We start from the raw sequence: 19,668 nt of genomic DNA, 5'->3' as shown, positions 1-19,668 counted from the left end.
TGGAGCGCTTCAGCTCGGGCTGGAGCGCCCCGTCATCTCGCGAGCCATTTCGGTCGCGTAGCTGTCGGTCATGCCCGCGATGAAATCGATGACGCGCAGGAACGCGCGGTACAGCGTCCAGTCGGGATCCGGCGCATTGTTACCGAGCAGATCGAGAATGCGCTGGTTCTTGAATGATGGGGTGCTCTGGCGGTACTGCTCCAGCGCGGCGCCGCAGAAGGAGTTCAGCAGGATTTCCAGGGTGGTGTAGGCGCCGATTTCGTGCAGCGTCTTGCGCTTGTCCTGGAATATTTTCTCCCGTGCCATGCCCTTCGCGCGCTGTACGCAGCGCTTGGCTGGGCCGTGCATGTGCTCCACCAGATCGCCTTGCAGGGTGCCGGCGAGCAGGGCCGGTTCCTGTTCGACAAAGGCGCGTGCGGCGGCGTTGGTCAGGTGTTCGATGGCCTTGCCGCGCAGGATGGCGAGCTTGCGCCGGCGCGAATCCTTCGGACCGAGCTGACGGTAGGTTTCCGGCAGATCGTCCCCCACCAGGTCGAGCAGTAGCGATTCGACCTCTGCGTAGTCGAGCAGCTCCATTTCCAGGCCGTCTTCCAGGTCGATCAGACCGTAGCAGATGTCGTCGGCGGCCTCCATCAGGTAGACCAGTGGGTGACGGGCCCAGCGTTCGTTCTCCAACTGCGGCATGCCCAGCTTGTGGGTGATCTGCTCCAGTAGCGGCAACTCGCTGCGGTAACAGCCGAACTTGTGTTTCTTGTAGCCCAGTGAGTCGGCATGGCGCGCCGTCCAGGGGTACTTCAGGTAGGTGCCGAGCGTGGCGTAGGTCAGGCGGGTGCCCCCGTCGAACTGGTGGTATTCCAGTTGGGTGAGGACGCGGAAGCCCTGGGCGTTGCCTTCGAAGTGCAGGAAATCGGAGCGTTCCTCTTCGCTCATGCCGTCCAGCCAGCCGCGCCCGGCAGCCTGCTGGAACCAGTGGCGGATGGCGTCTTCGCCGGAGTGGCCGAACGGCGGGTTGCCGATGTCATGGGCAAGGCACGCGGACTGCACGATCACGCCCATGTCCGCCGGGTCGCACCATTCCGGCAGGCGGTCGCGGATGATTTCGCCCACCCGCATGCCCAGCGAACGGCCGACGCAGCCGACTTCCAGCGAATGGGTCAGGCGGGTGTGGATGTGATCGTTGCTCGACACGGGATGCACCTGGGTCTTGCGCCCCAGGCGACGAAACGCGCCGGAAAAGATGATGCGATCGTGATCCTTGTGGAAGGCGCTGCGGCCAAGCTCGGCGCTGCTGTGCACGGGTTTACCGAGACGTTCCCGGGGGAGCAGGGTGTGCCAATCCATTCTTCGTTCCGCAATCGAGAGAGTTACCGGCAACGCTAGCCGTTCGCGCCGGCAATCTCAATCGCGCGCTAGAGGCCCTCGGCGTCGATATCGATGAGCAGGAGCCGTCGCCCCTGGTCGATGAACTGGCCGGCGGTCATGCAGTACTGGTTGGTGGTGGCGTCGCGGTAGGTATTGGAGAGGGTCAGGCGGCGCTCCTCCCAGCCTTCGGCGAGCAACTGGTAGAAGTACGGGCGCCAGGACCAGTTGTGCCCCAGGTAGCGGCGGTTCTCTTTCCAGAACAGGCCGTTCCACTCCAGGTTGGGCGACGTCTGGGTGCCGTGCCGGTCGCATTGGTAGATGCGCAGCAATCGGCTGAAGGACTCGGGTGCCGGTGGCAGGCTGCTGAGCATCGCGCCGCCCTCGGCCCAGGGGCGCAGCATGTTCATCAGTTCGGCCAGTTGCTGGCGCAACTGGATGAGGTTCGAGCGCTCCTGCAACTTGCGTTTGACGTAGTGATCGCGGCGCTGGGCGAAGGCGTCGCGGAAGGCATCGCTGGCGGGGAAGTCCAGCGCCGGCTTGGCGAACAGGTAGCCCTGCACGTAGCGCGCGCCGCACTCCAGGGCGAAGTCCATTTCCTCTTCGGTTTCCACGCCCTCGGCGATGATCCAGCAACCGGTCTTCTCGGCCATCTGCGCCAGGGCTTTCACCACCTCGCCGCTGGGGCCGCCCCGAGCGGCCTCCTGGAATAGACGCATGTCCAACTTGAGGATGTCCGGCTGCAGCGCCAGGACCCGGTCCAATTGCGAATAGCCGGCGCCGAAATCGTCGATGGCGATGCGGGCACCAGCGTCACGATAGCGTGCGACCACTTCCGGCAGGCGCTGGTGGGCCCCGCCCAGTTCGGTGATCTCGAATACCACCCGTTCCGGCGGTACGCCTTGCTGCTGGAGTTGCTTGAGGCTGGGGAGCGGTTGGTTCGGGCGCAGGCGGCTGATCCAGCGCGGCGATATGTTCAGGCTGAGGAACCAGTCCTTGGGCGCCTCGTGGATACGCGCGAGGGCAGCGTCGCGGATCTGCCTGTCTAGGCGGCGAAGTTCGGCGAGCCCGACTCGCGGGTTGAAGAACAGCGGGCCGACCGATTGCAGGTCACCGTTGTCCTGGCGCAACCGCCCCAGTGCCTCGACCCCCGCGATCAGGCCGGTCGCGGTGTCGATGAAGGGCTGGAAGCAGGCGATGGGTTGCCCGTCGATCAAGGGACACATCCTTAGTGGCGTGACAGGAGGCGCCGAAGCGCTGTGTCCTGTCGCGTTGCAAGAATGTGGCCAGTCTGGGCGTCAGAGATGCGTCGAAGGGGCTGGTGGGTCCTGGTGCTCGGGCTTCTTGCGCATCTGCAGGATGATCGGCGCCAGCGCGATCCCTAGGCGCAGCAGGCGAATCCAGCGGCGCTTGCGGCCCAGCAGCAAAGCCAGGGCGGCGGCGCCGCCGGCACCCCACAGCGGCGTACTGCTACTGAAGCTGCCGCGAACGTTCTGGCCGAGGCTGCGGGCTTGCCGCAACGGATGCAGGAGCAATTCGCCCTCCTGGCGAATCTGCTGGCGTTGCATCTCCAGGCGCAGGCGCACGATGGCCTTGCGCAGTTCGGCGCGGGTCAGGTTGCGGGCGTCAGGCATTTCACTCATGGCAACAGTCGCTCCCGGTCGCGGGCCAGTTCTTCCAGCGTGGCGCTGAATGGCGAGCTTTCGTCGCTGACCAGCAGGTGCAGTCGCCAGGCGCAGACCAGGCTGCCGCACACGTAAAAGAGGCACAGCCCGATAGCGGCCTGCACGCGGTAGCTGTCCCAGAACAGGATCAATACCAGTACCGACAGCGCCACCAGCAGAAGCAGGGCGAACACCAGGGCCAGGCCGGCCATGAGCAGCATCTGCACACCGCGGGTCTTCTGCTCCTGCAACTCGATGCCGAGCAGTTCGACGTGCCCATGCAGCAGGCCGAGGATCGCGGCGCCGAAGCGCCGCGGGGAAGGGGAGTTGGCCGAGGTCTTCGGCCCGGCATCCATGGCGTCGCTCATGAATCAGCGCCGGCTGACCAGCAGGCCGAGGAGGAAGCCGACGCCGGCGGCAATGCCAACGGCCTGCCACGGGTGATCGCCCACGTAGTCTTCGGTGGCATCCACGGCGGCTTTGCCCTGGTCGCGCACGGAATCCTTGGTGGAGTAGATGGCGTCGCGGGCGCGCTTGAGGCTTTCGTGGATCTGCTCGCGCATCTGGTCGGCTTCAGCGCCGGCCAGCTCGGCGGAGCTTTGCAGGAGTTTCTCGGTGTCGCTGACGAGGGCCTGGAATTCGGCCAGGAGTTCATCCTTGGCGGCGTTCACTGCGGTCTTGCGAGGCATGTGATGCTCCTTGTGCGGGTTGAGGTTCCTAGATTTCGAGCCCCGGGGTGGCTGGAAAGTTTCTCATAAATTCGCGGCGCAGCCGCTTTGCCGTGCGAGTGAAAGCCTAGTCGTTGATTGTTTCGCCGGTGGTATGCCGCTTGCATTTCCCTGGTGCGCATGGAGAGCGGAGCGCCCCATGGCGGGGCGTTTCCGGTGCTGCCAAAGCCCGGGAACCGACGCTCAAACCACTGAAAAACATAAGGAAGTACAAGAAATTGCGACGCCGTTCGGATGGCCCGTGGGCCAATCTGGATCAGCGCTCGGCGCCTGCCTGGTGCGCCACTGCTTCAGTGTGGTGCGTCGAGGGGCGTCGCGAGCCGTTTTGGTGCTTTCCCCTTGACCTCCGGGGCTGCCTGTAGCGATGGAAAACCTCAATAGTGCCGTAGAGACGCTGGTCCACGGCTCCAACACGCTGTTCCTCCTGATCGGCGCGGTCATGGTCCTGGCCATGCACGCGGGCTTTGCGTTCCTGGAAGTGGGGACGGTGCGCCTGAAAAACCAGGTGAATGCCCTGTCGAAGATTCTGTCGGACTTCGCCATTTCGACCCTGGCCTACTTCTTCATCGGCTACTGGATCGCCTACGGCGTCACTTTCCTGCAGCCGGCGGCGACCCTGGCGCATGAGAACGGCTACGCGCTGGTGAAGTTCTTCTTCCTGTTGACCTTCGCCGCGGCGATTCCCGCGATCATTTCCGGCGGCATCGCCGAGCGTGCGAAGTTCGGCCCGCAGTTGTGCGCCACGGCGTTGATCGTGGCCTTCGTCTATCCCTTCTTCGAGGGGCTGATCTGGAACGGCAATTTCGGCTTGCAGAGTTGGCTGAAAGCCGAATTCGGCGCGTCCTTCCATGATTTCGCCGGCTCCGTGGTGGTGCACGCCTTTGGCGGCTGGCTGGCGCTGGCGGCGGTCGTCCTGCTCGGGCAGCGCAATGGCCGTTATCGCGAGGGCAGGCTGGTGGCTTTCGCCCCGTCGAACATTCCGTTCCTCGCGGCGGGTTCGTGGATCCTCATCGTCGGCTGGTTCGGCTTCAACGTGATGAGCGCGCAGTCCCTGGCCGGCGCCAGCGGGCTGGTGGCGGTGAACTCGCTGCTGGCGATGGTCGGCGGCACCGTGGCTTCGTTGCTGGTGGGGCGCAATGACCCGGGCTTCCTGCATAACGGCCCGTTGGCTGGGCTGGTGGCGGTCTGCGCCGGTTCCGACCTGATGCATCCGGTTGGCGCGCTGGCCACCGGCATGGTGGCCGGTGCGCTGTTCGTCTGGGCCTTCACCGCGACCCAGGTGCGCTGGAAGATCGACGATGTGCTCGGCGTCTGGCCGCTGCACGGCCTGTGCGGCGCCTGGGGCGGCATCGCTTGTGGCATCTTCGGCCAGCAGGCGCTGGGCGGCCTGGGTGGGGTCAGCCTGGCCAGCCAGGCGATCGGCACGCTGCTGGGTGTGGTGGTGGCCTTCGCTGGCGGCCTGCTGGTGTACGGCCTGGTGAAGTCCGCGGTGGGCATCCGCCTGACGAAGGAAGAGGAGTACTACGGCGCGGACCTGTCGATCCACAAGATCGGGGCGCTCAGCCAGGACTAGGACGCAAGGCCGTAGGAGCGAGCGTGCTCGCGAACAGTCTCACGGGCAGCAACGGCATCAGGCGGTTCGCGAGCAAGCTCGTTCCTACGCAGAGCAAAAAAAGCCCGGCAGATGCCGGGCTTTTTCGTTTCGCTGCCAGGGTTACCAGAGAGGCATGGTGTAGCTGACGATCAGACGGTTCTCGTCATAGTCGTTGGTGTAGTTGGTGCGCATGGTCGCGTTACGCCACTTCACGCCCAGGTTCTTCAGCGGGCCGTCCTGGAAGACGTAGGCGATGTCGGTGTCGCGTTCCCATTCCTTGCCTTCGCCATCGGTGGTGATCAGGTCGATGTTGTCGCCCTTCACGTAGCGGGTCATGAAGGTCAGGCCGGGAATGCCGAGGCCGGCGAAGTTGTAGTCGTAGCGCGCCTGCCAGGACTTCTCGTCCTTGTTGGCGAAGTCGCCGATCTGGATGTAGTTCACCAGGTAGGGGTCGGTACCGTTGATGTAGGCAAATCCGGTGTCGCCGCTCATCTTCTGGTAGCCGACGCCGAAGGCGTGGTAGCCCAGGGCATAGGTGAACATGGCGTTCAGCGCCTTGTTGTCAATGTTGCTGCCGCCGTCGTCATCGGACTTGGCCCAGCGGATGTCGGATTTCAGCGATTGCTTGTCGGCGATCGGCAGCACGTGGATCAGGCCCAGGTAGTGCTGCTTGTAGATGTCTTCCAGACCGCCGTAGTGGTAGCTGGTGCTCAGGCTGTCGGTCCACTTGTAGGTGAGGCCGCCGAACAGGAACTTGTTGGAAGTCAGGCTATCGCCGAGCTTGATGTTGCGCTTGCCGCCGCCGGTGATGGTCATGTCCTCGTAGTCCGAGGAATCGCGCTGGTTCACCTGGTAGAGGCGGCCGCCGTCCACCGTCAGGCCATCGAGTTCGGCAGAGTTCAGGGCGAAGCCACTGAAGGTCTGCGGCATCAGGCGGGTGTCGTTGAACTGCACCACCGGCATTTTCGGCATCAGGGTGCCGCCCTTGAGGGTGGTCTTGGACGCACGCAGCTTGGCGGTGACGCCCAGGTCGCCGTAGCTGTCCTCGGCGCGCTTGTCGCTGGAAGAGCGTTGCAGCAGGCCGGTGCCGCTGCGGTCAGGCGAGGAATCGAGCTTCAGGCCCAGGGTGCCCAGGGCGTCGACGCCGACACCGATGGTGCCGTCGGTGTAGCCCGATTCGTATTTGAGAATGAAACCCTGGGCCCATTCCTCGGCCTTGTTCTGGGCAGGGGCAGGACTGTCCTGGCGGAAGTCGCGGTTGAAATAGAAGTTACGCAGTTCGACGCTGGCCTTGCTGTCCTTGATGAAGTCGGCGTGGGCCAGTGTGGGAAGGATAAAGCTGGTACCCAGCGTGGACAAAGCCACGGCACGGGCGATCGGGGTCTTGCTCATTGTTATTGTCTCCTCGAGCGCTTGGGGCAGTTCGGTGATGCCGGTTGGATCAGGCCGGCATGTCGATCTGTTACAGCCTATCTACTAAATCATTACCGAATGTTGACGACTCTTAGACCTTAGTCGCTGATTAGTAAGCTGGCTAATGAAGCGCTGAGTGGCGACTGGCGTGGCTCCTACTGGATCCAGCGCGGGTAATAGCCGAGTTTGTCCTGCACCTGGGCGTCGTGGGCGGGGATGACCGTGAGGTTCGGGTAGGCACGCATCAACTCGTGCACGCGGGCCACTTCGGCGAGGGTCTGCTCGCGGTTGTTGTCCACCATGTTGCGGCTGATCCAGAACTTCTCGTGCGGCCCGGTGAAGCCGGACAGGCGCCACGTGGTGTCGCCACTGAAGAAGAACCGCCGCCCGTCATCCAGGGTGATGAACAGGCCCACCGCGCCGGGCGTATGGCCGGCCATGGGCACCAGCACCAGGCTGCCGTCGCCGAACAGGTCGAGACTGCGGTCGTAACTGAGGAAGGGGCCGGAGTCGAACTGGAAGGGCACCCACTTCACCGGATGGCGGAACTGGCTGGGAAAGACCGCCGGCGGTTGGGCGATATGGGCGTAGTTGATCTCGTCATAGGTCGCCCAGACCGGAACGTCGGGAAAGTCCGACAGGGCCGAGGCGTGGTCCCAGTGAGCGTGGGAAAGGATGATGCGATCGATGGAAATGCCGCTGCCCTGCAACTGGTCGCGGGCGGGTTTCAGGCCGTCGTAGCGGAACAGTGGCTTGTCCCACCAGGGCATGTCCTGCTTGAACTGCGCATCCGCCTGGCTGCCCAGCCCGGTGTCGAACAGGAAGGTGGCGGCATGGTGCTGGACCAGCACGGCGGTGTGGTTCATCGGGACCTTCTGGGTCCAGTCGCCGCCCGCCACGGTAAACGCGTCCAGGGTGGTGATGCCCGAGGTGCGGATCAGCGAAAAACGCAAGTCGGCAGCGTGGGCGGTCAGGCCGGTGACGGCGAACAGCCCGGCCAGCAGAAGAGATAGCAGGCGCATCGAAATTTCCTTTTCGTGGAGCGGATGAAGGCGCCGTCGCCGGGGCGGCGGCGCGGATAACGCGAAATCAGAAGGCAGGCTGCGCGATATAGCCGGGCAGGGCGCGTATGCGGCCCAGCCAATCCTGCACGTAGGGATAGCCCGAGGGCTCCAGGCCGCCTTCGCTGGCAAGGGCGACGTAGGGGTAGACGGCGATGTCGGCGATGCTCGGCTCGTCCGTTTGCGCCAGCCAGCGATGGTCGGCCAGCGTGGCGTCGAGCAGTTCCAGCGCGTGCCGACCCTTGGCCTGGGCGGCGGGCAAGTCGCCGGGGCGCTTGAACAGCTGGATCACCCGCGTCTGCGCCAGGCCATGTTGCACCTCGTTGGCCGAGAAGCTCAGCCAGTTGGCGATGCGCCCCTGGGTGACCGCGTCCTGCGGGTTCCAGTGTGGCTCGGCGTAACGAAGAGCGAGGTAGACCAGAATGGCGTGGGAATCGCCCAGGCGCAGCTCGCCATCCTCGAGCGCCGGCACCTGGCCGCGCGGGTTGATGGCGAGGAAGGCCGGACGCTTGTGCGCGCCGCCCATCAGGTCGACGGGAACCAGCTCGGCCTTCTGGCCGATGAGCCCGAGGAACAGACGAACCTTGTAGCAATTGCCGGAAAGCGCGACGTCGTGGAGTTTCATGGCGAAGCCCTGTGCGGTGTGGTGGGGACGACGGTGTAGATAATAGACAGACAGGTCTGTATAGTTCAAGCGAAATGCGTGTCCCCTTGCGCAGTCGCGCTGCGCTTCCGGCAACGGGTGCGCTCCCCATGGGGGCCGAGCCTCGCGCATAATGTCCGGCCAGGAGGTAATGCCATGGCATCCAGCAAACGCGAGCTGCTGCTCACCACCGCCCAGGATCTGTTCTACCGCGAGGGCTACCACGCCACCGGCATCGACCGCATCCTCGCCGAATCGGGCGTGGCGAAGATGACGCTGTACAAGCACTTCAAATCCAAGGACGAGCTGATCATGGCCGCGCTGGAAGAGCGCCACGCCCGCATGGTCGAGCGCGTGAGCGTGGCCGAGCGCATCCTTGCGCCGCGCGAGGCGATCCTGGCGATCTTCGACGGTCTGCAGGAGGTGCTCGACAGCCCGGACTTCTGCGGCTGCGCCTTCATCCACGCCGCCGGCGAGTTCCATGACCGCGAACACCCCATTCACCAGCAGGCGGCCGAGCACAAGGCCTTTCTGGGCCGCTTCTTTGCCGCGCAGCTGGCGCGCCTGGGTGTCGCCGAGCCCGACGCTCTGGCCCGCCAGCTGCAGTACCTGCTTGAAGGCGTGCTGGTGATGGCGCATATGCAAGGCCCGGCGCAGCAGGGGCGGGAAGCCCGTGCCATGGCCGACACACTGCTCAAGCACGCGGGAGTCTGAGTCCATGCCGCCATCCCAGGAACCCACCCTGCCGCCGGAATGCCAGTTGTTCGGCACGCTCGGCTGCCACCTGTGCGAGGTGGCGGAAGCGGTGCTGATGCCCTTCGTCGAACACGGCCTGCTGGTCGAGCTGGTGGACATCGCCGACCGCGAGGAATGGGTCGAGCGCTATGGCCTGACCATCCCCGTCCTGCGCCGCTGCGACTCCGGCGCCGAACTCAATTGGCCGTTCGACGCGCAACAGGTCGCCACCTTCCTCAGTCGCTGATTCCGTCGGCGGCTTTCCCTCTCCTCAATCAACCGACGCGAGGCGCTGTGCAATGAAGATCGGATTTCTCGGGCTGGGCGGCATGGGCGTCGCCATGGCTACCAACCTCATCAAGGCCGGCCACCAGATGGTCGTCTGGAACCGTTCGCCCCGGGCCGCCGAACCGCTGGTGGAGCTGGGCGCCATCGCTGCCGCCAGCCCCACCCAGGCGTTCGACGTGGAGCTGGTGATTTCCATGCTGGCCGACGACGACTCCACCCGCGCCGTGCTGCTGGACAGCGGCGCCCTGGCCTCGGCCAAGCCCGGCCTGGTGCACCTGAGCATGGCGACGCTGTCCACCGCCTTCGTCGGCGAACTGATCGAACTGCACCGCGAGCAGGGCGTCGAGTTGGTCGCCGCGCCGGTATTCGGTCGCACCGATGTGGCCGCCGCCGGCAAGTTGAATATCCTGGTGGCCGGCCCCGAGGCCGCCATCGCCAAGGCGCAGCCGGTGCTCGATGTGCTGGGGCAGAAGACCTGGCCGCTGGGGGACGATCCGCTGCGCGCCGTCGCCGTGAAGATTGCCGGCAACTTCATGATCGCCAGCGCCATCGAGGCGATGGGGGAGAGCGCGGCGCTGGTGAAGACCTACGGCGTCGCGCCGGGCGAGTTCATGGAGATCATGGGCAACACCCTGTTCAACGCACCGGTGTACCGCAACTACGGGGCGCAGATCGCCGAGCAGCGCTTCGATCCGGCCGGCTTCCGCCTGGTGCTGGGGCTCAAGGACGTTGGCCTGGCGCTGTCGGCCGGGCATGAGCAACGGGTGCCGCTGCCCTTGGCCAGTCTCCTGCGTGACAACCTGCTGGAAGCCATCGCCCACGGCGACGGCGAGCTGGACTGGAGCGCCCTGTCCCAGGTGGCATTGCGCAAGTCCGGGCAGCTCTGAATCGCCCATGAAAAAGCCCGTCCAGCTGGACGGGCTTTTTTGTGCCCGGGCATTCCTCGTGGAGGAAAAATCGCAGGCAATAAAAAACCCGCCGTTAGGCGGGTTTTTCGGGATTTGGTCGGAGCGACTGGATTCGAACCAGCGACCTTCTCGTCCCGAACGAGACGCGCTACCAAGCTGCGCTACGCTCCGTTTGATGGCGCGCATTCTACCGAAAAACTTTTGATGCACAAGGGGTTAGCGAAAAATATTTGAAAAAAGTTTTCGCCCCCCGTGAAAACGCGAACGCCCCGCAGACCGATCAAGGCCTGCGGGGCGTTTTCACCACCGGGCGAATCAGAGGTCCTTGACGGTCCGTACCTGATCCTTGTTCACGCGGGCGGTTTTGCCATCCAGCTGTTCGAACTCATAGAAGCCGGATTCTTCGTCGTACTTGGGTTTGTCGACGGATTGAATCTCGCGACCATCGTTCAGGGTGATGACGGACGGAGTGGAGCAACCAGCGAGCACGCCAAAGCCCAGGGCGAGCAGGAAGGCGGGAAGCATCCGTTTATTCATGGGTGAATCTCCTGATGAGCGAACAAAAAAGTACGAAAAGTCTGACCGAGGGCGTTGCCGCATAGTTCCCGGAAAATTTTCGAATGCGTCGCTATCAGGCGCGATAGAGCAGCTCTGGCGTATTCAGGTTGGCCAGGCGTGGGTCGTCGGCCGGGCAATCCACCGCCTGCAGGCCCAGGTTGGCGAACACGTGGCGCGGGCTGCGGTCGCCCTGGCGCCAGGCCTGCTCTACCGGTGCGCGCATCGCCACGGGGATGACGCTGAACAGCGGCTCCCATTGCACGCCACAACGGAGCATGTGAACGACCTCGGGCGCGGCGGCGGAGGCGTGCAGCAGGCGCTCCAGCAACTCGGCATCCACCAGCGGTGCATCGCAGGGCAGCACCAGCAGGTGGGCATGGCGAGCGGCGGCAAGGCCTGCGCGGATCCCGGCCAACGGGCCGGGGAAGTCCGCGCTGTCATCCTGCACCAGGCGGTCGGCGAAGCCGGCGTAGACCTCCGCGTTGCGGTTGCAGGAGATGATCAGGTCGTCGCTGAAGGGGCGGGCGAGGGCGGCGGCATAGCTCACCAGCGGGCGGCCGCGCCATTGCAGCAGCCCCTTGTCCTGGCCGCCCATGCGCTGGCCGCGTCCTCCGGCGAGAATCAGGACGGAGCAGGGCGGCAGCGAGGCGTGTGGCATGGCAGGGTCTCCGGGGCGGGCCTGTGATATAACACCGCGCATTCCAACCTCACAAGCAAGGGCCCTCATCATGAGCCACAAGGCCGAGCAGCCATTCGTCCCGCTGAACATCGCCGTCCTCACCGTCAGCGATACCCGCACCCTGGAAACCGATACCTCCGGCCAGCTGTTCGTCGACCGCCTGAAGGCCGCCGGCCACAACCTGGCTGCCCGCGTCCTGCTCAAGGATGACCTCTACCGCATCCGCGCCCAGGTCGCGACCTGGATCGCCGAGGACGAGGTGCAGGTCGTGCTGATCACCGGCGGCACCGGCTTCACCGGCCGCGACAGCACCCCGGAGGCCGTCACCTGCCTGCTGGACAAGGTGGTGGATGGCTTCGGCGAGCTGTTCCGGCAGATTTCCGTGGCCGATATCGGCACCTCCACCGTGCAGTCCCGCGCGCTGGCGGGCCTCGCCAATGGCACCCTGGTCTGCTGCCTGCCGGGCTCCACCAACGCCTGCCGCACCGCCTGGGACGGCATCCTCGGCGAGCAGCTGAACGCCAGCCACCGCCCGTGCAATTTCGTGCCCCACCTGAAAAAGGCGGCGCCCTGCGAGAGCCGCGGATGAGCAGCTGCGACAAGCCGGGGCTGCTGCCGGTCGAGGACGCCCTGGCGCGCCTGCTGACCCTGGCGGAACAGTCGCCGATCCTGGAGAGCGAAACCCTGCCGCTTGCCGATGCGGATGGCCGCGTCTTGGCCGAACCGCTAGTGGCCGGGCTGGACCTGCCACCCTGGCCGAACAGCGCCATGGACGGCTACGCGCTGCGCCAGGCCGACTGGCGCGGCGAAGCGTTGCCGGTCAGCCAGAAGATCTTCGCCGGCCAGGCGGGCGAGCCGCTGCAGCCGGGCACCTGCGTGCGCATCTTCACCGGCGCGCCGGTACCCGAGGGCGCCGATTGCGTGGAAATGCAGGAAAACGTCGAGGTGCTGGAGGACGGCCGCGTGCGCTTCCTCGAAGCGCTCAAGGTCGGCCAGCACATCCGCCCGCAAGGCCAGGAAACCCGCCAGGGTGACTGTGTACTGCCGGCCGGCACACGCCTGGGACCGATTGAGATCGGTCTTGCCGCCTCGCTGGGGCACGCCGAACTGAGCGTGCGCCGCCGTCCGCGCGTGGCGCTGTTGTCCACCGGCGATGAACTGGTCGAACCGGGCCTGCCGCTGGCGCTCGGGCAGATCTACAACAGCAACCGCCATCTGCTGCGTACCTGGCTGCAGCGCTTCGGTTGCGAGGTGGTGGACGCCGGCATCCTCCCGGACGACCTCGAGCGCACCCGCGTTGCCCTGGCGGGGCTGTCGAACGTAGACCTCATCCTTTCTACTGGTGGCGTGTCCGTCGGCGAGGCGGATTTCCTTGGCGCGGCCCTGCGCGAGGCGGGCGAGCTGGCGTTGTGGAAGCTGGCGATCAAGCCGGGCAAGCCGCTGACGGTCGGGCACTACCAACAGGTGCCGGTAATCGGCCTGCCGGGTAATCCGGCCTCCACCCTGGTGACGTTCGCCCTGCTGGCGCGGCCCTACCTGATGCGCCGCCTCGGCATGCAGAAGGTCGAGCCCCTGCGAGTGCAGGTGCCGGCCGGGTTCCACTGGACCAAGCCGGGCAACCGCCGCGAGTACCTGCGCGCGCGCCTGGAGAATGGTCGCGCGGTGCCCTATGCCAACCAGAGTTCCGGTGTGCTGCGCAGCGCCGCCTGGGCCGAAGGGCTGGCCGAGGTGCGCGAAGGGACGACGCTGGCCGAAGGCGATTGGCTGGCCTTTATCCCGTTCAGCGAACTCCTCGACTGAGGCGTTTGTTTTAGGAGCGGGCTTGCTCTCGAACGATGCCGGACTCCCAGGCATCAGGCGGTTCGCGAGCAAGCTCGCTCCTACAGAGACGGCACGGCGTTGGCCGATGGGTAGGAGCGGATTCATCCGCGATCCGGCCGACAGGCCGGCCTGATGCCGGCCTCGGAAGGAATCCGCTCCTGCGTAGGGCCAACGCGCGTGCCGCTCCATGAAAAACGCCGGTCTCAGACCGGCGTTTTCTTGTGCTGCTGGCGGTACTCGCCGGGTGTCTGGTCGGTCCAGCCCTTGAAACTGCGGTGGAACGAGCGCGACTCGGTGAAGCCCAGGTATTGGGCGATGTCCTGGATCGGCAGGTCGCTGTGCACCAGATAATGTTCGGCCAGTTCCTGGCGCAGTTCGTCGAGGATCTGCTGGTAGCTGGTCCCGGCCTGCTGCAGGTGGCGCTGCAAGGTGCGCACGGTCATCTCGAAGCGCTCGGCGACGCGCTCCTTGCGCGGCAGGCCGTCCTTGAGCAGCAGGCGCAGGGCGTTCTTCACCCGCAGCGGCAACGGCTCGTCGTCGTCCAGTTCGGCCATCAGCGCCAGGGCGTGTTCTTCCAGGGTGCGCAGCAGGTTGGCGTCGGCCTGGCGCAGCGGGTAGCTCAACAGGTGCAGCGGCACCAGCAGGGCGCTGAAGGGTTGTTCGAAGCGCACCGGGCAGCCGAACAGGTGCTCGTACTCGGCGACGTCGGTGCCGTCGGGCTGCGCATGTTCGAACCAGACCTCCTGCGGCGAGCCCTGGGTATCGGCGATCCAGCGGGCGTACAGCAGCCAGGACGCCAGTACGTTCTCCACCATGTGCCGGCGGATCGGCGCGGCCTCGTGGCGGCAGTTCCAGATCAGCTTGACGTGGTCCTCGCCCGGCTCCAGGCGGCTCACGCCCATGTCGCCGACCAGCTTCTCGTAGGGAATGATCCGGCCCATGGCTTCGCCCAGGTTGGCGCAGTTCATGGTGATGTAGCCCAGCACGCTCCAGGAACCCGGCTGCACGAAGCGCGCCGCATGCAGGCCGAACAGCGCATCGCCGGAGTGCGTGCTCAGGTGCTCAAGCAGGCGCTCGTGGGCTTCGCTGGGCAGGCGCTGGCTGTTATCGCTCAGCTGCGAGCGTTCCAGGCCCGCCGCCTGGAGGGCGGCGTCCAGGTCCATGCCGAGGGACTCGGCGTGGCGCAGGTATTTCAGCAGGGCGGGGACGGAGGTATAGCCGAGGGAATGCATGGCGTGAGTTCTTGTTCTGGTGTCTCGATCGGCAACTGCGCCTGTCTTGATTCGACAGTGACAGGGCAGGGCGGCTGGCTAGTATAGGCAGCCATCAAGCGGCACCGAAATAGCCAAGACAGACCCTGATAAAAAGGAGCGGGCATGCGACGCTGGAACGGCTGGGGAGAAGAAACGACGGTAGTGGAACTGCCCGACAACGGACGCGGTTTTCTCGCCGAGCTGGTCGGCCCTGGCCGGACCCTGCCGGACGCCACGCTGGAACAGGTGCTGGCCAAGGTGCCGGCGTCGCGCCTGCCCGAGCATCCGCTGGTGGTGCGCGACGCCCGCGACCGCCTGCTGCACGCACGCGGCCAGAGCCTGCCGGACTGGCTGGCGATGCGCGAAGGCGAGTTCGGCGTGTTCCCCGATGGCGTGGCCTACCCGCAGACCGCCGAGCAGATTCGCGAGCTGCTGAAGTTCGCCGAACTCTGGGATTGCCTGGTGATTCCCTACGGCGGCGGCACCTCGGTGGCCGGGCACATCAATCCGCCGGAGTCGGACAAGGCAGTGCTCACCGTATCCCTGGAGCACATGAACCGCTTGCTGGCGCTGGACGAGCAGAGCCTGATCGCCACCTTCGGCCCCGGCGCCAACGGCCCGCAGGTGGAAAGCCAACTGCGTGCCCGTGGCTACACCCTCGGCCACTTCCCGCAATCGTGGGAGCTGTCCACCCTCGGCGGCTGGGTCGCCAGTCGCTCCAGCGGCCAGCAGTCGCTGCGCTACGGGCGCATCGAGCAGCTGTTCGCCGGCGGCACCCTGGAAACCTTTGCCGGCAGCCTGGAGATCCCGACCTTCCCGGCATCCTCCGCCGGCCCCGATCTGCGCGAAGTGGTGATGGGTTCCGAAGGCCGCTTCGGCATTCTCTCGTCGGTAAAGGTGCGGGTGACGCGCATCGCCGAGGACGAACGTTTCTACGCGGTGTTCCTGCCGTCCTGGGAGCAGGCGCTGGAAGGCATCCGCACCCTGGTGCAGGCGCGTGTGCCGCTGTCCATGCTGCGCCTGTCCAACGCCGTGGAAACCACCACCCAGCTGGCGCTGGCCGGCCATCCCGGGCAGATCGCCTGGCTGGAGCGCTACCTGAAGCTGCGCGGCGCCGCCGAGGGCAAGTGCATGCTGACCTTCGGCGTCACCGGCGACCGTGCGCAGAACGCGACCTCGCTGCGTGCCGCGCGGCGCATTCTCAAAGGCTTTGGCGGCGTGTTCACCGGCACCCTGCTGGGCAAGAAGTGGGCGCAGAACCGCTTCCGCTTCCCCTACCTGCGCGAGGCGCTGTGGGAGAACGGTTACGTCGTCGACACCCTGGAAACCGCCACCGACTGGTCCAATGTCGACAACCTGCTCAACCGCATCGAAGCCAGCCTGCGCGACGGCCTGGCCGCCGAGGGCGAGCGCGTGCACGTGTTCACCCACCTGTCCCACGTCTATGGCGAAGGTTCGAGCATCTACACCACCTACGTGTTCCGCCCGGCCGCCAGTTATGCCCAGACATACGAGCGCTGGCGCAAGCTCAAGCATGCCGCCAGCCAGACCATCGCCAACAACCGCGGCACCATCAGTCACCAGCACGGCGTGGGCAAGGACCACGCGCCTTACCTGCCGGTGGAGAAAGGCCCGCTGGGCATGGCCGCGATCAAGGCGCTGGCCGGGCATTTCGACCCGTCCGGCCGGTTGAACCCCGGCACCCTGCTGCAGGACTGAATCCATGGCCTGGAATGCGGCATGGCGCGCCGAGGCGTTGCCGGAGCTGGCGGCGCGCGACTGGGACCTGATCGTGGTGGGCGGCGGCATCACCGGCGCCGGCATCCTGCGCGAGGCCGCGCGGCGTGGCTGGCGCTGCCTGCTGGTGGAGCAGCGCGACTTCGCCTGGGGCACGTCCAGCCGTTCCTCGAAGATGGTCCACGGCGGCCTGCGCTACATCGCCAAGGGCCAGTTCGGCCTGACCCGCGACTCGGTGCGCGAGCGCCAGCGCCTGCTGGGCGAGGCGCCGGGGCTGGTCGATCCGCTGAGCTTCATCATGCCGCACTACCAGGGCGGCTTCCCCGGCCCGCGCGTGTTCGGCACGCTGCTGTCGCTCTACGACGCGTTGGCGGGGCGGCGCAACCACAGGTTCTATCGCCTGGAAGCGCTGCGCTACCTGGCGCCGGGCTTGAGGGAAGACCGCCTGCTGGGCGGCACCCGTTTCGAGGATGCCGTGACCGACGATGCGCGCCTGGTGATGCGCGTATTGGGCGAGGCGCGGGCCGATGGCGGCGAAGCGCTGAACGGCCTGAAGGTGATCGAACTGGATCGCCGCGACGGCCGTGTACAGGGGCTGGTGGCCGAGGACGGCGAGAGCGGCGCGCGTTTCGCCTTCCGCGCGCGTGCCGTGGCCCTGGCCACCGGCGCCTGGGCGGATGCCTTGCGGCACAAGCACGGCAGCGAGCACATCCGCCCGCTGCGCGGCAGCCACCTGTTGATTCCGGCGTGGCGCCTGCCGGTCGCCCACGCCTTCAGCTTCATGCACGGGCAGGACAAGCGCCCGGTGTTCGTCTTTCCGTGGGAAGGCGCGACCGTGGTCGGCACCACCGACCTCGATCACCGTGACACGCTGGACCACGACGCGGCCATCAGCCGCGAGGAAGTGGATTACCTGCTGGCCGCCTGCGCGCAGCAGTTCCCCAGCGCGCAAATCAGCGCGGCGGACGTGCGCTCCACCTGGGCCGGCGTGCGTCCGGTGGTCAGCGATGGCGCGCCCTCGCTCAAGCCGTCGGACGAGAAGCGCGAGCATGCGCTGTGGGTCGAGCCCGGCTGCGTGACCCTGGCCGGCGGCAAGCTCACCACCTTCCGCCTGCTGGCGCTGGAAGTGCTCACCGCCTGCGCGCCGATGCTGGAGCGGTCGCTGGACGCAGCCGATGCGGCGGTCTTCGCGCCCGTCGATCACCTCGAGCTTCCCGGGCTCACGCCTTGCCAGCAGGCCCGTCTGCGCGGTCGCCATGGCCGCACCCTGCCGGAGCTGGCGCGGGTGCTGCGGACCGTGGGCAGCGAGTGCATCGGCCACACCGATTCGCTCTGGGCCGAACTGGCCTGGGCCGCGGAAGGTGAGCTGGTGCTGCACCTGGACGACCTGCTGTTGCGCCGCACCCGCATCGGCCTGCTGCTAGCCGACGGCGGCGCCCATGAATTGCCGCGGATTCGCGCGCTGTGCCAGCCACGCCTGGGCTGGGACGACGCGCGCTGGAAACGCGAAGAACAGGACTACCTGGCCTTGTGGCGCCGCTGCTACAGCCTGCCCGCCTGAGCGGGAAGCGCGGAGCGGCAAGCCCTGAGCTTCTAGAAGCGAGAAAGCAGAATGGATAACAAGAATTACCTGCTGGCCATCGACAACGGCACTCAGAGCGTGCGCGCGCTGCTCTTCGATCTCCAGGGCAACCTGGTGGGCAAGGGCAAGGTCGAGCTGGAAGCCTATTTTTCGTCGCAGCCCGGCTGGGCCGAGCAGCACCCGGACTATTACTGGGCGCAACTGGGCGAGGCCTGCCAGCGCCTGTGGGCCAGCGTCGACATCGACCGCAGCCGTATCCGGGGCGTGTCGCTGACCACCCAGCGAGGCACCGTGATCCACGTCGACGAAGCAGGCCAGGCCTTGCGCCCGGCCATCATCTGGCTGGACCAGCGCCGCGCCGAACTGGGCGAGTCGATCAAGGGGCCCTGGGGCTGGCTGTTCAAGCTGGTGGGCGCGCAGGGCGCGGTGGACTACTTCCGTACCCAGGCCGAGGTGAACTGGGTGGCCCAGCAGCAACCGGACATCCACCAGCGCACCCACAAGGTGCTGCTGCTCTCCGGCTTCCTCACCCACCGCCTGTGCGGGCGCTACGTGGACTCGGTGGCCTGCAGCGTCGCCTACCTGCCGTTCGACTACAAGAAGCTGCGCTGGGCCGCACCGCGCGACTGGAAGTGGCAGGCGCTGGAGGTCCGCCGCGATCAACTGCCGGCGCTGTTCAAGCCCGGCGAGACGCTGGGCGAGATCACCGCCCAGGCCAGCCGCCTGACCGGCATCCCCGAAGGCCTGCCGCTGATCGCCGCGGGCGCGGACAAGGCCTGCGAAGTGCTCGGTGCCGGTGCCATCGACCCGAGCGTGGCGTGCCTGTCCTATGGCACCACCGCGACCATCAACACCACCCGCTCGCGCTACCTGGAGACCATCCCGCTAATCCCGCCGTACCCGGCGGCGATTCCCGATCACTTCAACACCGAGGTCATGATCTACCGCGGCTTCTGGATGGTCAGCTGGTTCAAGCGCGAGTTCGGCCTGCGCGAAATGCAGCGCGCCCAGGAGTTGGGCATCGAGCCGGAGAAGCTGTTCGACGAACTGGTCAACAGCGTGCCCGCCGGCTCCATGGGCCTGATGCTGCAACCCTACTGGACGCCCGGCATCCGCGAACCGGGGCTGGAGGCGAAAGGCTCGATCATCGGTTTCGGCGACGTGCACACCCGCGCGCATCTCTACCGCGCCATCCTCGAAGGCCTGGCCTACGCGCTGCGCCAGGGCAAGGAGCGCATCGAGAAGCGCTCCGGCACGCGCATCCAGCGCCTGCGCGTGGCTGGCGGCGGTTCCCAGAGCGACGCGGCGATGCAGCTCACCGCCGATATCTTCGGCCTGCCGGCGGAGCGGCCGCACGTCTACGAGGCGTCCGGCCTGGGCGCGGCCATCGATTGCGCGGTGGGATTGGGGCTCTACCCCGACTTCAGCACCGCCATCGCCGCCATGACCCGCGTGGGTGACGTCTTCCACCCGCGCCCCGAGGCGCAGCGCACCTACGAGCGGCTGTACAGCGAGGTCTACCAACGCATGTACCGCCAGCTCAAGCCGCTGTACCAGAGCATCCGCGAGATCACCGGCTACCCGGCCTGAGGGGCAAATCAACATGGAGGAAATTTCCTCGCGCTAGTCTGAGTCATAACCAACG

The 19,668-nt window shown here is 66.3% G+C and carries 20 protein-coding genes and 1 tRNA gene; 9 read left to right on the top strand and 12 right to left on the bottom strand.

Features of this window, described 5'->3' with window-relative positions; genetic code table 11:
• Positions 1–9 precede the first annotated feature (9 nt).
• The 5 genes from N0B71_RS27315 to N0B71_RS27295 form a co-directional block, all read right to left on the bottom strand.
• Positions 10–1,341 carry a deoxyguanosinetriphosphate triphosphohydrolase gene (locus N0B71_RS27315; protein WP_259756207.1) on the bottom strand — a complete coding sequence of 444 codons (1,332 nt, stop codon included), beginning with the start codon at positions 1,339–1,341 and terminating at the stop codon, positions 10–12.
• 68 nt (positions 1,342–1,409) lie between these two features.
• On the bottom strand, positions 1,410–2,576 hold the full coding sequence (locus N0B71_RS27310; protein WP_259756206.1) for an EAL domain-containing protein: 1,167 nt from the start codon (positions 2,574–2,576) through the stop codon (positions 1,410–1,412).
• Positions 2,577–2,657: 81 nt separating this feature from the next.
• Entirely contained in the window at positions 2,658–3,002 is a 345-nt protein-coding gene (locus N0B71_RS27305) for a hypothetical protein (RefSeq protein ID WP_259756204.1), read from the bottom strand.
• Entirely contained in the window at positions 2,999–3,379 is a 381-nt protein-coding gene (locus tag N0B71_RS27300) for a phage holin family protein (RefSeq protein ID WP_259759689.1), read from the bottom strand. The genes N0B71_RS27305 and N0B71_RS27300 overlap by 4 nt, the downstream gene beginning before the upstream one ends.
• Positions 3,380–3,394: 15 nt before the next feature.
• Positions 3,395–3,712, bottom strand: a complete 318-nt coding sequence (locus tag N0B71_RS27295; RefSeq protein WP_259756202.1) for a DUF883 family protein — start codon at positions 3,710–3,712, stop codon at positions 3,395–3,397.
• Positions 3,713–4,115: 403 nt separating this feature from the next.
• On the opposite strand from N0B71_RS27295, the gene N0B71_RS27290 reads away from it, so the two are divergent.
• Positions 4,116–5,324: an ammonium transporter gene (locus N0B71_RS27290; RefSeq protein ID WP_259756200.1), complete on the top strand. Its 1,209-nt coding sequence runs from the start codon at positions 4,116–4,118 to the stop codon at positions 5,322–5,324.
• A gap of 141 nt (positions 5,325–5,465) precedes the next feature.
• On the opposite strand, the gene N0B71_RS27285 is transcribed toward N0B71_RS27290, so the two are convergent.
• The 3 genes from N0B71_RS27285 to N0B71_RS27275 all read right to left on the bottom strand — a co-directional run bounded on the left by N0B71_RS27285 (position 5,466) and on the right by N0B71_RS27275 (position 8,444).
• The gene (locus N0B71_RS27285) at positions 5,466–6,737 is read right to left on the bottom strand and encodes an OprD family porin (RefSeq protein ID WP_259756199.1); all 1,272 of its coding nucleotides are present in this window, start codon (positions 6,735–6,737) and stop codon (positions 5,466–5,468) included.
• A 176-nt stretch (positions 6,738–6,913) separates the two neighbouring features.
• On the bottom strand, positions 6,914–7,780 hold the full coding sequence (locus N0B71_RS27280) for an MBL fold metallo-hydrolase (RefSeq protein ID WP_259756197.1): 867 nt from the start codon (positions 7,778–7,780) through the stop codon (positions 6,914–6,916).
• A 67-nt stretch (positions 7,781–7,847) separates the two neighbouring features.
• Positions 7,848–8,444: a glutathione S-transferase family protein gene (locus N0B71_RS27275; protein WP_259756196.1), complete on the bottom strand. Its 597-nt coding sequence runs from the start codon at positions 8,442–8,444 to the stop codon at positions 7,848–7,850.
• Positions 8,445–8,618: 174 nt separating this feature from the next.
• On the opposite strand from N0B71_RS27275, the gene N0B71_RS27270 reads away from it, so the two are divergent.
• Genes N0B71_RS27270 through N0B71_RS27260 form a run of 3 tightly spaced genes read left to right on the top strand, consistent with a single transcriptional unit; the run spans position 8,619 to position 10,372 of the window.
• Positions 8,619–9,176: a TetR/AcrR family transcriptional regulator gene (locus tag N0B71_RS27270; protein WP_259756195.1), complete on the top strand. Its 558-nt coding sequence runs from the start codon at positions 8,619–8,621 to the stop codon at positions 9,174–9,176.
• A 28-nt stretch (positions 9,177–9,204) separates the two neighbouring features.
• Entirely contained in the window at positions 9,205–9,444 is a 240-nt protein-coding gene (locus N0B71_RS27265; RefSeq protein WP_311197260.1) for a glutaredoxin family protein, read from the top strand.
• 52 nt (positions 9,445–9,496) lie between these two features.
• Positions 9,497–10,372, top strand: coding sequence for an NAD(P)-dependent oxidoreductase (locus N0B71_RS27260; RefSeq protein ID WP_259756193.1), 876 nt, complete (start codon positions 9,497–9,499; stop codon positions 10,370–10,372).
• Between the two features lie 115 nt (positions 10,373–10,487).
• Here N0B71_RS27260 and N0B71_RS27255 read toward each other — a convergent pair.
• The 3 genes from N0B71_RS27255 to mobA all read right to left on the bottom strand — a co-directional run bounded on the left by N0B71_RS27255 (position 10,488) and on the right by mobA (position 11,609).
• Positions 10,488–10,564: transfer RNA gene (locus N0B71_RS27255), tRNA-Pro, on the bottom strand.
• A 144-nt stretch (positions 10,565–10,708) separates the two neighbouring features.
• Positions 10,709–10,930 carry a YgdI/YgdR family lipoprotein gene (locus N0B71_RS27250; RefSeq protein ID WP_017519306.1) on the bottom strand — a complete coding sequence of 74 codons (222 nt, stop codon included), beginning with the start codon at positions 10,928–10,930 and terminating at the stop codon, positions 10,709–10,711.
• A gap of 94 nt (positions 10,931–11,024) precedes the next feature.
• Positions 11,025–11,609 carry a molybdenum cofactor guanylyltransferase MobA gene (gene mobA, locus N0B71_RS27245; RefSeq protein WP_259756192.1) on the bottom strand — a complete coding sequence of 195 codons (585 nt, stop codon included), beginning with the start codon at positions 11,607–11,609 and terminating at the stop codon, positions 11,025–11,027.
• 70 nt (positions 11,610–11,679) lie between these two features.
• On the opposite strand from mobA, the gene moaB reads away from it, so the two are divergent.
• Both moaB and N0B71_RS27235 read left to right on the top strand, forming a co-directional pair.
• Entirely contained in the window at positions 11,680–12,219 is a 540-nt protein-coding gene (gene moaB / locus N0B71_RS27240; protein ID WP_152224593.1) for a molybdenum cofactor biosynthesis protein B, read from the top strand.
• Positions 12,216–13,430 (top strand): molybdopterin molybdotransferase MoeA, encoded by a 1,215-nt coding sequence (locus tag N0B71_RS27235; protein ID WP_259756191.1) that lies wholly within the window; start codon positions 12,216–12,218, stop codon positions 13,428–13,430. Before moaB ends, N0B71_RS27235 begins: the two co-directional genes overlap by 4 nt.
• A gap of 224 nt (positions 13,431–13,654) precedes the next feature.
• Here N0B71_RS27235 and gliR read toward each other — a convergent pair whose 3' ends face one another.
• Entirely contained in the window at positions 13,655–14,683 is a 1,029-nt protein-coding gene (gene gliR / locus N0B71_RS27230) for an AraC family transcriptional regulator GliR (protein WP_259756190.1), read from the bottom strand.
• Between the two features lie 144 nt (positions 14,684–14,827).
• On the opposite strand from gliR, the gene N0B71_RS27225 reads away from it, so the two are divergent.
• From N0B71_RS27225 to N0B71_RS27215, 3 genes are read left to right on the top strand one after another with little or no spacing between them, the layout of a single operon-like run.
• Positions 14,828–16,423 (top strand): FAD-binding oxidoreductase, encoded by a 1,596-nt coding sequence (locus tag N0B71_RS27225; RefSeq protein WP_259756188.1) that lies wholly within the window; start codon positions 14,828–14,830, stop codon positions 16,421–16,423.
• A gap of 4 nt (positions 16,424–16,427) precedes the next feature.
• A complete protein-coding gene (locus N0B71_RS27220; RefSeq protein ID WP_259756187.1) occupies positions 16,428–18,002 on the top strand; it encodes a glycerol-3-phosphate dehydrogenase/oxidase in 1,575 nt (524 codons plus the stop codon).
• 51 nt (positions 18,003–18,053) lie between these two features.
• Positions 18,054–19,613, top strand: coding sequence for an FGGY-family carbohydrate kinase (locus N0B71_RS27215; RefSeq protein ID WP_259756185.1), 1,560 nt, complete (start codon positions 18,054–18,056; stop codon positions 19,611–19,613).
• Positions 19,614–19,668 lie beyond the last annotated feature (55 nt).

The sequence above is a fragment of the Pseudomonas sp. GCEP-101 genome (genome assembly GCF_025133575.1).
In the GTDB taxonomy this organism is placed as follows: Bacteria; Pseudomonadota; Gammaproteobacteria; order Pseudomonadales; family Pseudomonadaceae; genus Pseudomonas; species Pseudomonas nitroreducens_B.
Note: the sequence above shows the minus strand (reverse complement) of the source record. Positions and strands in the feature narration are given on the sequence as shown.